The organism is Enterobacter ludwigii, from assembly GCA_023023105.1.
In the GTDB taxonomy this organism is placed as follows: Bacteria; Pseudomonadota; Gammaproteobacteria; order Enterobacterales; family Enterobacteriaceae; genus Enterobacter; species Enterobacter adelaidei.
Genome location: CP083824.1, coordinates 2,407,517 through 2,422,334 on the forward strand (window position 1 = coordinate 2,407,517; position 14,818 = coordinate 2,422,334).

Here is a 14,818-nt window from a genome sequence, read left to right on the forward strand (position 1 = left end):
TCACACTCCAGTTGATAACTCTAATGTCAAAAAAAGAAGGATTAATACGCTTTGCACATTAATACCCCCTGCGTTAGCATGGTTAAGGTAAAGCGAGAATGGTGTGCAGATATGCAGCATGAATTACAGGGAATACAAGCATTTGTAAAAATTGCAGAAATTGGATGTTTTACAAAAGCATCGCAATTTCTTCACATCTCACAACCTGCTTTAACACGCAGAATTCAGAAACTGGAAGAGAGCCTGGGGACCACGCTGTTTGAACGTTCCACTCGCAGCGTCAAGCTGACGACGGTGGGCAGAGAGTTTTTACCTAAGGCAAAGAATTTAATAGATTTTTATGAAAGCTCAGTCATGAGTATTAAAGAGATGGCAACACATCAGGCAGGTGTTATTACCGTTTCCTGTATCCCTACTGCCGCGTTCTATTTTCTGCCTTCAGTGATACGAGATTATAACAATGCCTATCCAAACATCCGTATTCGCATACTTGAGCACAGTGCCAGCGATTGTCTCGAAGCCGTTTTAAATGGCGACGCAGATTTCGGTATAAATATGATAAACATCACACATCCAAATATCGATTTTGCGCCGTTGGTGAATGAACCCTTTGTTCTGGCATGTCGCCGCGACAATGAACTGGCAAAAAAGCCGCTGGTAACATGGGACGATCTGGCAGGAATGAAGCTGATTGGGGTTAGGCGTTCGAGCGGAAACCGTTCCCTTATCGATCAGGCGTTTGAGAAAATGGCGTGGAAGCCTAACTGGTTTTATGAGGTTCGACATCTTTCAACGTCACTGGGGATGGTGGAAGCGGGTCTCGGGGTCTCTGTCGTTCCCAGCCTGGCTATGCCGGCCGATGAGCATCATATTCTGGTCAGCCGGCCGCTGATTGAACCCGTCATACGGCGCACGTTAGGCCTTGTACAGCGCAGGGAAACGCCTCTCAGCCCGGCGGCGGAAAAATTCAGAGACATGCTTGTTCAACTGTGGTCTGGAGAAAAAAACAGCCCGTGGATCAGCAAGTTTACCCAGCTGTAAGCCTTATGCGGCAAAGGGGCGTTAGCCCCTTTTCACCTTATTTCCCTGCCTGTGGATGTGTTTCAAACCCTGCCATCACCGCTGTCAGTTCCGCCAGTGAAAAGCCGTGCTTAGGATCATCAATACCCAACCCAAAACGCGTCTGCATCAGTTGATACAGCGCCGCAGCATCAGGAAGATGGATCTGCTCCTCCACATGGCCATTCTGCCAGTGGGTAAAGTTGAAGTTGGTCAGCGTCAGCTTGCCACCGTCCGGCAAGTGGCGGCACATCAGCAAATGATGACGGAAATGCGACTGCGGCCAGTGTGCTGACCAGAAGTTGCCCATGACATAATCACTGAAATATTGCGTCGTCAGATCAAAATGGTACATCGACTGCCAGTGCTCGTGGTGCCGGAACTGCAATACCCAGTCATTGCCCTCGCTCAGCAAACGATACGCCCCGTGCGGCGTTGTCTGTTCTTCGTTAGCGAGCAACCGAATCGGCGCCGTCAGCGTCTGTCCGCCAAAGCCTACGTCCGCAATCCAGCGCTCACCGTTAAGCTCAACCAGCAGCAGGCGGTGTGTTCGCGGCGGCATTTGTGGTGGATTCGCTAATACCACGCGCCCGAGCACACTGCGTACCGTAAAACCGACTTCGCGCAGCACCCGTTCGAATAAGCCATTTTGCTCAAAACAATATCCCCCACGTCGCGCTGTTAGCAGTTTGTCGACCAGACACCGATCGTCAAGATGGATTTCACGCGGCAGGACGACATCAATATTCTCGAAAGGGATCGCACAGTTGTGGTGTAAATGCAGCGCGCGCAGAGTGTCGATATTAACCCCGGTCGGTTGATTCCAGCCGATACGGGCGAAATAGGCAGTCAGAAATGGGGACATGCATCAGTTTCCTTTGATAGTGATGTTTTGTTTATAAACTAATTCTACGCGCCCACTTTGATTTACGTGCTTTTTCGTCATACTCATCGTTGTACATGAGGAGACCCTATGAGCTACTTTCGCCCCGTTGAATTACATCATGCCAGCCGTCTGCTGAACCACGGCCCTACTGTGCTTATCACCAGTCGGGATGAAAGCCTCGACAGACGCAACGTTATGGCCGCCGCATGGTCAATGCCCGTTGAGTTTGAACCGCCGCGTATCGCGATCGTCGTGGATAAAAGTACCTGGTCACGTGAGCTGATTGAACGCAGTGGGATGTTCGGCATCGTTATCCCCGGCGTGGCGGCTGCCAACTGGACCTGGGCGGTCGGTAGCGTTAGTGGGCGCGATGAAGACAAATTTAACTGCTACGGGATCCCGGTAGTGAACGGTCCGGAACTCGGTTTGCCCGTCATTGAAGAAAAATGTCTGGCCTGGATGGAGTGTCGTTTACTCCCGGTGACCGCAGCGGCTGAAAAATATGACACGCTGTTTGGTGAAGTGGTTTCTGCCGCAGCCGATGAACGCGCGTTCTTCGCCGGACGCTGGCAGTTTGACGGAGATAAGCTGAATACGCTGCATCATCTTGGTGCGGGGACGTTTGTGGCTAGCGGGAAGATAGTGAAGGCGCTGGATTGATTTAATTAATTATATCCTGCTGAATTATATTAAATTTTTATGGCATTTTAAGTTTACCATGACGTGGTAAAACGGAGGATATTTCCAGGGCTGTTGCATTAGCGATCTCTCAATAAGGAAATATCAATGTCATGGAATAAATATGGCGCAATCTCATATGCCCGATCACACGCCCTGACCTGCTCCCCGTTGATTAGTACACCCCGATGTTAGTAATGTCTTCATAAGCCACATGAGGACATCCCCATGAAGAAGCGTTTTTCCGACGAACAGATCATCAGTATTCTCCGCGAAGCCGAAGCTGGGGTACCCGCCCGTGAACTCTGCCGCAAGCATGCCATTTCCGATGCCACGTTTTACACCTGGCGTAAGAAGTATGGCGGTATGGCGGTGCCTGAAGTTAAGCGCCTGAAGTCGCTTGAGGAAGAGAACGCCAGACTCAAGAAGCTGCTTGCCGAAGCCATGCTGGATAAAGAGGCGCTTCAGGTGGCTCTTGGGCGAAAGTACTGACGACAGACCAGAAGCGGGAAGCCGTGATGTTGATGTGTGATGCGACCGGTCTGTCGCAACGTCGTGCCTGCAGGCTTACAGGTTTATCCCTGTCGACCTGCCGCTATGAGGCTCACCGTCCGGCTGCTGATGCGCATTTATCAGGGCGCATCACTGAGCTGGCACTGGAGCGCAGGCGTTTTGGCTACCGTCGTATTTGGCAGTTGCTGCGCCGTGAAGGGCTTCATGTTAATCATAAGCGCGTGTACCGGCTTTATCACCTCAGTGGCCTGGGCGTAAAACGCAGAAGACGTCGTAAAGGGCTGGCAACAGAACGTCTGCCGCTGCTCCGTCCGGCGGCGCCCAATCTGACCTGGTCGATGGATTTCGTCATGGACGCACTTTCCACCGGTCGCAGGATCAAGTGTCTTACCTGCGTCGATGATTTCACAAAGGAATGCCTGACGGTCACTGTTGCCTTTGGGATTTCAGGCGTTCAGGTCACGCGTATTCTGGACAGCATTGCACTGTTTCGAGGCTATCCGGCGACGATAAGAACTGACCAGGGGCCGGAGTTCACTTGCCGTGCACTGGATCAATGGGCCTTTGAGCATGGTGTTGAGTTGCGCTTAATCCAGCCGGGCAAGCCAACGCAGAACGGATTTATTGAGAGCTTTAACGGACGATTTCGCGATGAATGTTTGAATGAGCACTGGTTCAGCGATATCGTTCATGCCAGGAAAATTATTAATGACTGGCGGCAGGATTATAACGAATGCCGCCCGCACTCCACGCTGAATTATCAGACACCGTCTGAATTTGCAGCGGGCTGGAGAAAGGGTCATTCTGAGAATGAAGATTCCGACGTTACTAACTGAGTGTTGTATCTAATCGTGGGGGCAGGTCAGCCCAACCGAAGAGCACAGGTAATTGTGCTCACTACGTCACCGAAGCAATCAGATCCGGAGGAAGATTAAAAATCCTTAATACGCGTCTTGCAAAAGACATGGGGCTGACATTAGTCAACGCTGGCTTCCGCCTGATATATGATCAACCTCATGCTGGTGACGTAGCCGTTATCCAAAACATTGTGGGTCACGATAGCGGACACGTGTGCATCTACGATGGTCAGCAGTGGATCAGCGATTTTGTACAACGCACCATGTACCCAGGACAGGCTTACCGAAACATACAACCCCATTACGAACTCTTCAGGCATGACTAATGAAAACACTCTGCTTTTTTCTTTTTGCCGTGTCTCCGTTCGCGGTCGCTGATAGCACCGATGCCCCAGGGCTGGCGGCGCTTAAATTCAATCAATGGTATATCGCTCAGTTGAATCAGGACAAAGCACCAGTCCTCAATCCAGACATCATGAATGATTACGTTGCATCAGAAACAATTGCGGCAATTAAAGAAATGTACTCAGGCGACAGTAACGAAAAAGACATGCCAGATGCTGATATGTTCATCAAAGCGCAGGACTGGAATGAGGACTGGGATCAGATAACCGTCTTACATTCTGATTTTGATGCCGTTTGCACAAACGTCTATATCGCGTTTGGTAAGAAACAAGATCACGTTGTAGCTGATTGTCTCGTCCAGGAAAAAGGGAAATGGAAAGTTCGTTCCGCCACGCTGATTAAGTAACAATGTGGTATGAAAGGAAATGTCCCCTGCCGCAGAGGCAAAAACACATGGTAGCCCAACGACTACCATGTGCAATTAATTAACTCTTAGCACGTCGTGAAATAATCTCATCCGCAACATTTCGCGGTGCTTCCGCAAAATGATGGAACTCCATCGTATACGTCGCACGCCCCTGTGACATCGAGCGCAGCGTGGTGGCATAACCAAACATCTCTGCCAGCGGCACGTCAGCGCGAATAATCTGGCTTCCGTACTGCTCTTCCATCCCCTGCACCATGCCACGGCGAGAAGAGAGATCGCCCATAATGTTGCCGGCGTACTCTTCCGGTGTTTCCACCTCGACATGCATGATCGGCTCAAGAATCACCGGATCCGCCCTGCGAGCGCCCTCTTTAAATCCGAGGATCGCCGCCATGCGGAACGCCATCTCCGAGGAGTCGACATCGTGATACGAACCAAACGTCAGCGTCGCTTTGACATCGACCACCGGATACCCCGCCAGCACGCCGCTGTTCATCGCTTCCCGAAGCCCTTTTTCAACGGACGGGATATACTCGCGCGGCACCACGCCGCCCTTGGTGGCATCTTCAAACGTAAATCCGCTGCCCGGTTCAGTCGGCTCAAGGCTCAGTACCACATGACCGTACTGTCCTTTACCGCCGGACTGACGGACAAACTTACCTTCGATATCCTTCACCGCTTTACGCAAGGTTTCCCGGTAGGTCACCTGTGGACGACCGATGTTCGCCTCGACGCCAAACTCACGCTTCATGCGGTCGACGATAATCTCAAGGTGTAACTCACCCATCCCGGAGATAATCGTCTGGCCGGACTCTTCGTCAGTATGCAGGCGGAAAGAGGGGTCTTCCGCCGCCAGACGCTGCAGCGCGATCCCCATTTTCTCCTGATCGCCTTTGGTTTTCGGCTCGATAGCAAGGGAGATAACCGGATCCGGAAACTCCATGCGTTCAAGCGTGATGACGGCATTCGGATCGGTGAGCGTGTCACCGGTTGTCACATCTTTCAACCCAACGCAGGCCGCGATATCACCGGCGCGCAGTTCATCCACCTCGTGGCGATCGTTGGCATGCATCAGCACAATACGCCCAATGCGCTCTTTCTTCCCTTTCACCGGGTTATACACCGCGTCGCCTTTGCGCAGCACGCCAGAGTAAACGCGGATAAAGGTCAGTTGCCCGACGTACGGATCGCTCATCAGTTTGAATGCCAGCGCGGAGAACGGCTCATCATCACTGGGATGACGCTCAGCGTGCTGGCCTTTTTCATCCACGCCATCAATGGCTGGCACATCCAGTGGTGACGGCATCAACTCAATGACCGCATCGAGCATGCGCTGCACACCTTTGTTTTTGAACGCGCTGCCGCACAGCATAGGCTGGATTTCACCCGAGATAGTGCGAATACGCAGACCTCTGATGATTTCCGCCTCGTCCAGATCGCCGGTTTCCAGATATTTATCCATGAGCTCATCGCTGGCTTCCGCCGCCGCAGAGACCATTTTTTCCCGCCATTCCTTCGCGGTACTCAGTAAATCATCCGGCACGGGCGCATAGGTGAACACCATGCCCTGGGTGGCATCGTCCCACAAAATGGTACGCATTTTGATAAGATCCACCACGCCGGTGAAGTGTTCCTCCGCGCCAACCGGAATAACAATCGGTACCGGGTTCGCTTTCAGACGTTCCTGCATCATGCGTACGACGCGGAAGAAATCGGCACCCGGACGGTCCATTTTGTTAACGAAGGCCAGCCGCGGCACGTGATATTTATTCGCCTGACGCCAGACGGTTTCGGACTGCGGCTGAACGCCGCCAACGGAGTCATACACCATCACGGCACCGTCGAGTACACGCATGGAACGTTCCACCTCAATGGTGAAATCCACGTGCCCCGGGGTGTCGATGATGTTGATCCGGTGCGGTTCAAACCCTCTGTCCATACCCGGCCAGAAGCAACTCACGGCCGCGGACGTAATGGTGATCCCGCGCTCTTGCTCCTGCGCCATCCAGTCAGTTGTTGCCGCGCCATCGTGTACTTCACCCAGTTTGTGGCTCATCCCGGTGTAAAAAAGGATGCGCTCGGTGGTGGTCGTTTTACCGGCATCGATATGCGCGGAGATACCGATGTTGCGATAACGTTCGAGGGGGATGGGTCGGGGCATAATATTTCCTTAGTCAGTAAGACAGGTTGTGACGACCAGGATGGTCGTGTATTCGTTCGTTTGCTATAATAGTCCCATTGTACGAGTATTATCGAACTATTTTTTAACGATTGACCTATTGTTGATATAGCTCAATCTGACACCAGACGCAGGAAAACGATGATCCAAAACCACCCCGAAACAGAACAGATACTGCTGGAAAATGTGTTGTTTGCCCTCGGCAACCCGCTCAGGCTGTCGATTATCCGCAGGCTGGCCGATGGTTGCGAGCTAAGCTGTAACGCACTACGCCCGGAAGATGTGGTGAAGTCCACAATGACACATCACTGGCGCGTATTGCGTGACAGCGGAGTGATCTGGCAACGTCAGCAGGGACGAGAGAATATGATTTCTTTGCGTAGAGACGATCTCGATGCCCGTTTCCCGGGACTGATGGACATACTGTTACAGGCTAAATAATAGCTTGAAACGCCCCGTCAACATTTGAGGGGGCATCACGTCAGCGAAGGGATTTATCTTACGTGCATACGATATTCAATCATGCCGCTTTTTTTCGCGACCCAGTCATACAATCGTTGCCCGCGGTAGTTGGTTTCATGTGTATGCCAGTAAAGATGACGCGCATGATGTTTTCTCGCTTCTCGCTGAACATATTCTATTAACTGTTTACCAATGTGTTTGCCCCTGACGGCATCGCAAACATATAAATCTTCAAGATAACAGTAATCGCTCTCCGCCCAGGTTGAACGGTGGAAAAGATAATGCGCAAAACCCACCACCTCTCCGTTATATCTTGCCACTAAGCAAAATAGTGGCTCAATGGGGCTGAAAAATCGTTGCCAGGTGCGCTGAGTGACTGCCCCGGAGAGATCAACGTTATAAAATTCTTGATATTTACCCCACAATGGCATCCAGCTCTCGTAATCACTTTCCTGAACAGCCTCAATGGTCACAATCGTATTATTCATAACAACCTCTTTGTTTATTCATTCACGGTTTCGGGATGAGTGTATGCGCTAAATGGCACGTTTAGCCCCGCCAATTTTCGCAAGTGAAGCAGACCAATTTTGCCGTGTTGTTTTATAATGGAGGCCACACGAGGGAGAGTGGGTAAAGATGTTTAAGCACGCACAACTTGAAACGGTTAAGGCATGGATTATTGATCCTTCCAACGGATCGCTGCCCCTGCATGAAAGGATCCAGAGAGCAATACGGTCACTGATACTGGAAGGGATCTTATCTCACGGTAAGGCCCTTCCCGCTTCACGCGCGCTGGCGAGTTCACTGAGTGTTTCCCGGGATACGATTGAAGCAGCTTATTCCAGCCTGCATGCAGAAGGTTTTATTGAGCGGCAAACAGGCAGAGGAAGCTTTGTCTCTTCCAGCGCACGGTTTTTAAAACCGCATTCCCGGCAGCAGCATCCTGCCGCTGATAGACGAAAGGCAAAACTCAGCGCTCGTGGAAAGATCATCTATGAAAGTGGCGGGATCCGCGAATTTTCCTCGCCCCGCCCACTGGCACCGGGTATCCCCGAGACGCGCATGTTTCCCATTCCAACCTGGGAGCGACTTCAGCGGCAGGTTCTTAAGGAATATCAACACCAGATATTAGAGCAAAGCCCTCCGCAGGGCATGGAACGCCTACGGCGGGCAATCGCGGAATATGTCAATCTTGAGCGCGGGACGCGTGCGAGGGCTGAACAGATCATCATTCTGACCAGTTCTCAGCAGGCGCTTGCTCTCTGTTCCCACGTGCTGATGGACGCAGAGGATGGCATTGCCATTGAAGATCCCTGCTATCAAGGAGCATACAAAGCGTTTAAATCTGCCGGACTGCACTGTCTTCCGGTTCCTCTTGACGATAAAGGCATCTCAATTGACGCGCTGAATGCTCTGACCAGTCCTGCCAGGGCTATCTACCTTACCCCTTCTCATCAATATCCTACCGGGGTGACGCTCTCTCTTGACCGACGCCTGGCTGTCATTGACTGGGCAAATCGTCACTCCGCCTGGATCATTGAGGACGACTACGATAGTGAGTTTCACTATGAAGGAAAGCCTATGGCCTGTCTTCAGGGGCTTGATGCTTACAACCGGACAATTTATATCGGGACTTTCACCAAGTCCCTGTTCCCCGGGCTACGTATTGCGTACATGATTGTTCCCTCAGAACTGGTAGAGTCGATGACCATGGCCAGGACATTAATGGACGGCCATACCGCCTCAATATCCCAACTGACGCTGGCGAAATTTTTGGAGGGAGGGCATTTTGGTGCCTATATTCGCAAGATGCGGAGCGTTTATGTTACTCGCCGCAACAAACTGGCCAGGCTGATGGATGAGTATCTTTCTGATTATGTTGAGTGCGTAATACCAACAGGTGGAATGCAGATGCCTTGTCACCTCAGGCACGGGATCTCCGAGAAGGAGATTGCCGCCGCCGCCCGTCGCGCAAATGTTGATATATTAGGGCTTACCAGTTTATATGCAGACAAACCCCTGACCAGCGGTTTTTTGATGGGTTTTGCCGCTTATACGGAGAGGGAAATAGAAGACGCAGTCAAAAAACTGGCCGCAATTTTCCGTCTTGTTTGAAGCTGTCGACTGTTCATCGGTCGATACTCATTGCGGGCGAACCCGGCTGCAAACAAGGTTTCACCGGGAGATACTGTGTCCCTCCCGGCCTCTTATCAGGACGCCTGCGTCGACGCGAATTTCTTCGCAATCATTTCAGCGGTAGGCTGTAATCCCCCCAGGCTCCATTGCTCCGGGTCATGCTCATCAATACGGATCCAGACCGAGCGCCGGAACTCCGGATCCCCTTTCCCTTCGATTTCCACCATTAAGTCCGTCATACGGCGCAACAGCTCGCTCTTCTGCTCGGCATTCATGATCCCTTTAATCGTTTGTACATTTACAAAAGGCATTGTATTCTCCCTATAAGCAAGGTCTAAAAATCATACTTAGATTAAAAAGGAAAACATCCTGTGTCAAAAGATAAATTGTTGCCTTACCTCTCGCCAGAACTGTGCGGTCTGGCTGAAGGGGCAAAAATCGTGGGCGATCAATGGATTTTGTTGATTCTGAGAGAGGCGTTTTACGGTGTGACGCGTTTCGAAACCATGCGAATACATACCGGAATAGCGAAACAGACGTTAGCGACACGTTTAAAGTTGATGACAGAACTGGGGTTGCTTTCCCGTATACCTTACCGGGAAGAGGGAGCACGGGAACGGTATGAGTACCAGCTTACCGACAAAAGCCGCACCCTTGCCCCGGTGCTTTTATCTTTGATGGAATGGGGACACAAACATGTTTTACACACCGCACCGCATTTAACCCTGGTGGATAAAGAAAGCGGCGATCCGGTGCATATTGGTTATGTGAATGCGCAGGGTCATGAGGTGAAACAAAACCATGTTCAGATTGTGCCGACAACAAAGGGGTAAGCCCGGGTGTGTTACCCGGCTTACCCCTGCTACGTTACATAATCCAGCCCATCAGCAGCGTGGCGATGATCACCGTCGATGCGCCGCCGATACGGGTGGCAATCTGTGCAAACGGCATGAGCGACATTCGGTTAGAGGCAGACAAAATAGCCACATCCCCTGTCCCGCCCAGACCACTGTGGCAGCAGGTGACAATGGCCGCTTCCACAGGATACATATTCAGACGCGAGGCAATAAAATAGCCACTCAGCGCCATCGCAATCACCACCGAACCACATACCACCACGTAGCCTACTGAGAAGACAGACACTACGCTTTCAAGCGGCACGTATAACATTCCCAGACCAATCATCAGTGGCCAGACGAGCGCAGCCGAGACGAATTTATAGCAACTGTGTGCGCCCTGCTCCATTGAGGCCGGGATCACCTTAAAGTATTTACACAGTACGGCTATCAGGATCATCAGCACCGGACCGGGAATGTGTACCAGTTTTTCAAACAACCCTCCGACGATGAAAAATGCGCACACCATCAGTAACCCGCCTCCCATCAGATGGAAATCTGTCTGCTGAGCACTGTCCGCGCCCGCAAAGAGGCTGCTGTCTTCTTTGCTACGGGTTAACATGCCATTACCCGACAATGCAGGACGTTTCATTCCCAGACGCGCCAGCGAGCCTGCACAAATAATGGCGAAGATATTCCCCACCACCGCGGCAGGCGCCAGTTGAGCAACATAGACGTCCGGCGTATGACCAAGGATTGCCGAATAGGCCAGGGACAACGGCAAAATCCCCTCACCAATCCCGCCACCAATGATCGGCACGATGATAAAAAAGAACGTGTGGTACGGGGTATAGCCAAACAGTGAACCCACGATGAGCCCGCTCAGTACCGCCATGAAAGTCCCGGCCACCAGCGGGATAAACATGCGCATCATCCCCTGGATAAGCAGTATCCGGTTCATTCCCAGAATGCTCCCTACCACCAGACAGGCGATGACGAAATAGAGCAGATTTGCCTCTTTCATCAACAGATGCACCGTATCCAGCGTGTGTTTTTCGAAGACACCAAAATAGACCAGTACGGAGGGGACCATCAGACACAGGATTGCCGGGCCGCCGATGTCTTTCAGCAACGGGATTTGCCGCCCCACTTTCGCAAACGCAAAACCAAGGGTCATGATGACTGCGAGTCCGCCGATCATATTTTTCGGCAGCAAGCCTGCCCAGGCAGAGGTCGCCACAATGGCAGCGATCCCGACGAATAGCATCAACGGGACTGCGCCAACCTCGGTATTGTAAAGCCCAAAGGCAAAACGCGTGGACGACAACTCAGAAGTCGGTACAGGATTATCTTTCATATAATCACCTGATAATTGTGTTCGGATATGCAAAGAAAAGGAATAAACACGGAATTATTCCAATACGGATAAATGTTATTTAATATCAATTAAAGACTTACGTGGCCTTTTCTAAAAACAGGCTCAGTGTAAAAAATAACATGCGGGGCCTGAAAGAAGTGTGAACAATACAACCCTTTCCCGTTAAATAACTTTATTCATCATTAAGTAACTAAAGTTATTTTAGACAGGCATTGCTGTTTTCTTGTGCCTAATCAATTTTTGCCACCCCTATTACTTATCCAACTAACGCAATCATTTTGAAATTAATAAAACCAGAGAGAGTGTGACCATTGTCACTCTTACCGTGCTATCTAACCGCTAGATTAGCGCTGCAACAAAACACATAAAATACCCTACAGGAAATACTATGCCTTCATTACTATTACAGTCGCTGTTTCCGCTCGTCTTTATAATGCTGCTTGGGTGGTTAAGCGGGAAACTCGGGTATTCCCGACGTGAAGATGCAAACGTTATGGCGACAGTGGTGATTCGTTTTGCACTTCCCTTTCATCTTTTTATTGGCGCATTGCATACCGACCCGAGCAAAATTAAGAACCTGACGTTTATGGCGGTCCTGGTTGTCGGTTTAATGGGTTCGTATTTATTGACATTATTTATTTCACGTTTTGTTTTTCGTCACGATATAAAAACCAGTGCCATTCAGTCTCTGGTTTGTGCCTTTCCGGATATGGCCTACTTTGGGGCACCCGTGCTTGCTGTGTTGATTGGGCCAGAAGGATTCATTGGCGTACTGATCGGCAATATCATCACCAGCGTTATCATGATCCCGTTGACTATCGTCCTGATTCGTATGGGAGATAAGAACAGTCATGATGGTCTGGAATCGCTGCATCCTGGAGCGATGGTGATACAAAACCTCATCAAAGCGGCACGTAATCCTATCGTCTGGATACCCGTTTCCGGTGTATTGCTCAGCCTGGCTGGCGTACAGATCCCGTCAATTCTCAGTATGCCCATTGAGATGGTTGGCAAAGTCTCCGGTGGACTGTCGCTGTTTGCTCTCGGCCTGTTATTTTACGGTGAACGTCCAAAATTGAATGTGCAGACATTTACCAATATCAGTATTAAAAACCTCATTCAACCCGCCATCATGGCCGTAGCCGGTATCGCATTTGGTCTTAGCCATACCTTACTCCAGCAGGTTGTTATTATTGGTGCGACGCCTTCCGCTATCGCCGCAGGTATGTTTGCCATACGCAGCGACACCTATATTGATACTGCCTCATCCTCCATATTAATTGGCACTGCCGTCGGCGTACTGACTGAAGGCATTATGATCTATTTAATCTCTTAATCTGTTTTATTTAAAAAATTCAGGAGTTAACCATGTCTCGCAAAGAAGTTCTGTACACTCCCTATAACGGGGCCGTATTGCTGGAAAACCCATTATTAAATAAAGGTCTCGCGTTCATAAAAGAAGAACGTGATAATTTCAACCTGCATGGTTTATTGCCTCACAACGTTGAAACCATTGAAGAGCAGACGGAACGCGCGTGGGTACAATTCTGTCATTTTAAAAGCGATATTTCCCGTCATGTGTATCTGCGTAATATTCAGGATACCAATGAGACCCTGTTTTACAATCTCTTACGCTCGCACCTGAAAGAGACATTGCCAATTATCTATACTCCGACGGTAGGTGAAGCCTGCGAGCATTTCTCCACCATTTACCGTCGGGCACGCGGGTTGTTTATTTCATGGCCAAACCGCCATCGTATTGATGAGATGCTGCAAAGTTTCTCGCGCAACGATATTCGAGTGATTGTAGTGACTGACGGGGAACGTATTCTGGGGCTTGGCGATCAGGGTATCGGTGGAATGGGTATCCCGATTGGTAAGCTGTCGCTGTATACCGCCTGCGGGGGGATCCATCCGGCTTCCACCCTGCCCATTATGCTGGATGTCGGGACGAATAATCAGCAGCACCTGGACGACCCGATGTATATGGGCTGGCGCCATCCGCGCATCAGCGACGATCAATATGCTGAATTTATGGATATGTTTGTCAGCACCGTCAAAGCACGCTGGCCAAATGTTCTTCTGCAGTTTGAAGACTTCGCGCAGAAAAACGCCACTAAACTGCTCCAGCGATACCGCGACCAGCTGTGCTGCTTCAATGATGACATTCAGGGAACGGCAGCCGTCACCGCAGGTACGCTGATTGCGGCAGCCCATGCAGCGGGTACACGCATTCGCGATCAGCGTGTGGTCTTCCTGGGCAGCGGTTCCGCCGGATGCGGAATAGCAGAAAAAATTGTGGCCCTGATGGTTGATGACGGCCTGACAGAGTCCGAAGCCCGCAGCCGGATCTTTATGGTCGACCGCTTTGGCTTGCTGACCGACGATATGACCAACCTGCTCGACTTCCAGAAAAACCTTCTCACCGCGCGTGATGCGATTAGCCACTGGCAGGTAGAAGCCAATAATATCTCCCTGCTGGAAGTGGTAAAAAATGCACATCCGACGGTGATGATCGGCGTTTCAGGCCAGCCAGGACTCTTCAGTGAAGAAATTGTGAAAGAGATGCATCGGCACTGCCCGCGCCCTATTATCATGCCGCTCTCGAACCCGACATCACGGGCAGAGGCGCAGCCACAGGATCTTATCGCGTGGACCCAGGGTGCCGCACTGGTGGCCACCGGTAGCCCGTTTGCCCCGGTGTTCTGGCAAAACGAGCAGTACGACATCGCCCAGTGTAACAACGCCTATATTTTCCCGGGTCTGGGGCTAGGGATCCTGGCCAGCAACGCCCGCCGTGTGACGGAAGAGATGTTGATGGCGGCAAGCCGCAGCCTGGCCGCGCAGTCTCCACTGGTTACCACCGAGAAAGGGGGCTTGTTGCCGCCGGTCGATCGCATTGAAACGGTGTCACGCCAGATTGCCCTCGCCGTTGCCCGTGCGGCGATTGATCAGGGCGTCGCCCCGTCGATAGACAACGAAATCTTGCTGGCGCGCATCGAGCAGACCTGGTGGCAAGCAGATTACGCACCTTATCGCAGGTCTGCCCTGTAGGGGATATT

The 14,818-nt window shown here is 51.1% G+C and carries 15 protein-coding genes; 9 read left to right on the top strand and 6 right to left on the bottom strand.

Annotated features, from left to right (window positions below):
• Positions 1-111 precede the first annotated feature (111 nt).
• Positions 112-1,041, top strand: coding sequence for a LysR family transcriptional regulator (locus LCD46_11665; protein UOY68777.1), 930 nt, complete (start codon positions 112-114; stop codon positions 1,039-1,041).
• A gap of 37 nt (positions 1,042-1,078) precedes the next feature.
• Here LCD46_11665 and nhoA read toward each other — a convergent pair whose 3' ends face one another.
• Positions 1,079-1,924, bottom strand: coding sequence for an N-hydroxyarylamine O-acetyltransferase (nhoA, locus tag LCD46_11670; protein UOY68778.1), 846 nt, complete (start codon positions 1,922-1,924; stop codon positions 1,079-1,081).
• Positions 1,925-2,032: 108 nt separating this feature from the next.
• Here nhoA and LCD46_11675 point away from each other — a divergent pair, with 108 nt between their 5' ends.
• Both LCD46_11675 and LCD46_11680 read left to right on the top strand, forming a co-directional pair.
• The gene (locus LCD46_11675; GenBank protein UOY68779.1) at positions 2,033-2,605 is read left to right on the top strand and encodes a flavin reductase family protein; all 573 of its coding nucleotides are present in this window, start codon (positions 2,033-2,035) and stop codon (positions 2,603-2,605) included.
• A gap of 246 nt (positions 2,606-2,851) precedes the next feature.
• A protein-coding gene (locus LCD46_11680) for an IS3-like element ISSen4 family transposase (protein UOY68780.1) occupies positions 2,852-3,972 on the top strand; the annotation gives its coding sequence in 2 pieces (ribosomal slippage) (positions 2,852-3,110 and positions 3,110-3,972; 1,122 coding nt in all).
• A gap of 140 nt (positions 3,973-4,112) precedes the next feature.
• Here LCD46_11680 and LCD46_11685 read toward each other — a convergent pair.
• Positions 4,113-4,328: a hypothetical protein gene (locus tag LCD46_11685; GenBank protein ID UOY68781.1), complete on the bottom strand. Its 216-nt coding sequence runs from the start codon at positions 4,326-4,328 to the stop codon at positions 4,113-4,115.
• Between LCD46_11685 and LCD46_11690 the strand changes: the two genes are divergently transcribed.
• Positions 4,319-4,744: a YbjP/YqhG family protein gene (locus LCD46_11690; GenBank protein ID UOY68782.1), complete on the top strand. Its 426-nt coding sequence runs from the start codon at positions 4,319-4,321 to the stop codon at positions 4,742-4,744. The two genes, LCD46_11685 and LCD46_11690, sit on opposite strands and share 10 nt — an antisense overlap.
• A 79-nt stretch (positions 4,745-4,823) precedes the next feature.
• On the opposite strand, the gene fusA is transcribed toward LCD46_11690, so the two are convergent.
• On the bottom strand, positions 4,824-6,926 hold the full coding sequence (gene fusA, locus LCD46_11695) for an elongation factor G (protein ID UOY68783.1): 2,103 nt from the start codon (positions 6,924-6,926) through the stop codon (positions 4,824-4,826).
• Between the two features lie 159 nt (positions 6,927-7,085).
• Between fusA and LCD46_11700 the strand changes: the two genes are divergently transcribed.
• A complete protein-coding gene (locus tag LCD46_11700) occupies positions 7,086-7,385 on the top strand; it encodes a helix-turn-helix domain-containing protein (protein ID UOY68784.1) in 300 nt (99 codons plus the stop codon).
• 53 nt (positions 7,386-7,438) lie between these two features.
• On the opposite strand, the gene LCD46_11705 is transcribed toward LCD46_11700, so the two are convergent.
• Positions 7,439-7,894 carry a GNAT family N-acetyltransferase gene (locus tag LCD46_11705; protein ID UOY68785.1) on the bottom strand — a complete coding sequence of 152 codons (456 nt, stop codon included), beginning with the start codon at positions 7,892-7,894 and terminating at the stop codon, positions 7,439-7,441.
• Positions 7,895-8,042: 148 nt separating this feature from the next.
• On the opposite strand from LCD46_11705, the gene LCD46_11710 reads away from it, so the two are divergent.
• A complete protein-coding gene (locus tag LCD46_11710) occupies positions 8,043-9,521 on the top strand; it encodes a PLP-dependent aminotransferase family protein (GenBank protein ID UOY68786.1) in 1,479 nt (492 codons plus the stop codon).
• A gap of 95 nt (positions 9,522-9,616) precedes the next feature.
• Here the strand turns inward: LCD46_11710 and LCD46_11715 are convergent, their stop codons facing one another.
• A complete protein-coding gene (locus tag LCD46_11715; protein ID UOY68787.1) occupies positions 9,617-9,853 on the bottom strand; it encodes a tautomerase family protein in 237 nt (78 codons plus the stop codon).
• 60 nt (positions 9,854-9,913) lie between these two features.
• Here LCD46_11715 and LCD46_11720 point away from each other — a divergent pair, with 60 nt between their 5' ends.
• Positions 9,914-10,375 (top strand): helix-turn-helix transcriptional regulator, encoded by a 462-nt coding sequence (locus LCD46_11720; protein ID UOY68788.1) that lies wholly within the window; start codon positions 9,914-9,916, stop codon positions 10,373-10,375.
• Between the two features lie 34 nt (positions 10,376-10,409).
• Here LCD46_11720 and LCD46_11725 read toward each other — a convergent pair whose 3' ends face one another.
• Positions 10,410-11,735, bottom strand: coding sequence for a 2-hydroxycarboxylate transporter family protein (locus tag LCD46_11725; protein ID UOY68789.1), 1,326 nt, complete (start codon positions 11,733-11,735; stop codon positions 10,410-10,412).
• Positions 11,736-12,144: 409 nt separating this feature from the next.
• Between LCD46_11725 and LCD46_11730 the strand changes: the two genes are divergently transcribed.
• A complete protein-coding gene (locus tag LCD46_11730; protein ID UOY68790.1) occupies positions 12,145-13,092 on the top strand; it encodes an AEC family transporter in 948 nt (315 codons plus the stop codon).
• Positions 13,093-13,124: 32 nt separating this feature from the next.
• On the top strand, positions 13,125-14,810 hold the full coding sequence (locus LCD46_11735) for an NAD-dependent malic enzyme (protein ID UOY68791.1): 1,686 nt from the start codon (positions 13,125-13,127) through the stop codon (positions 14,808-14,810).
• The last annotated feature ends 8 nt before the right edge of the window (positions 14,811-14,818 follow it).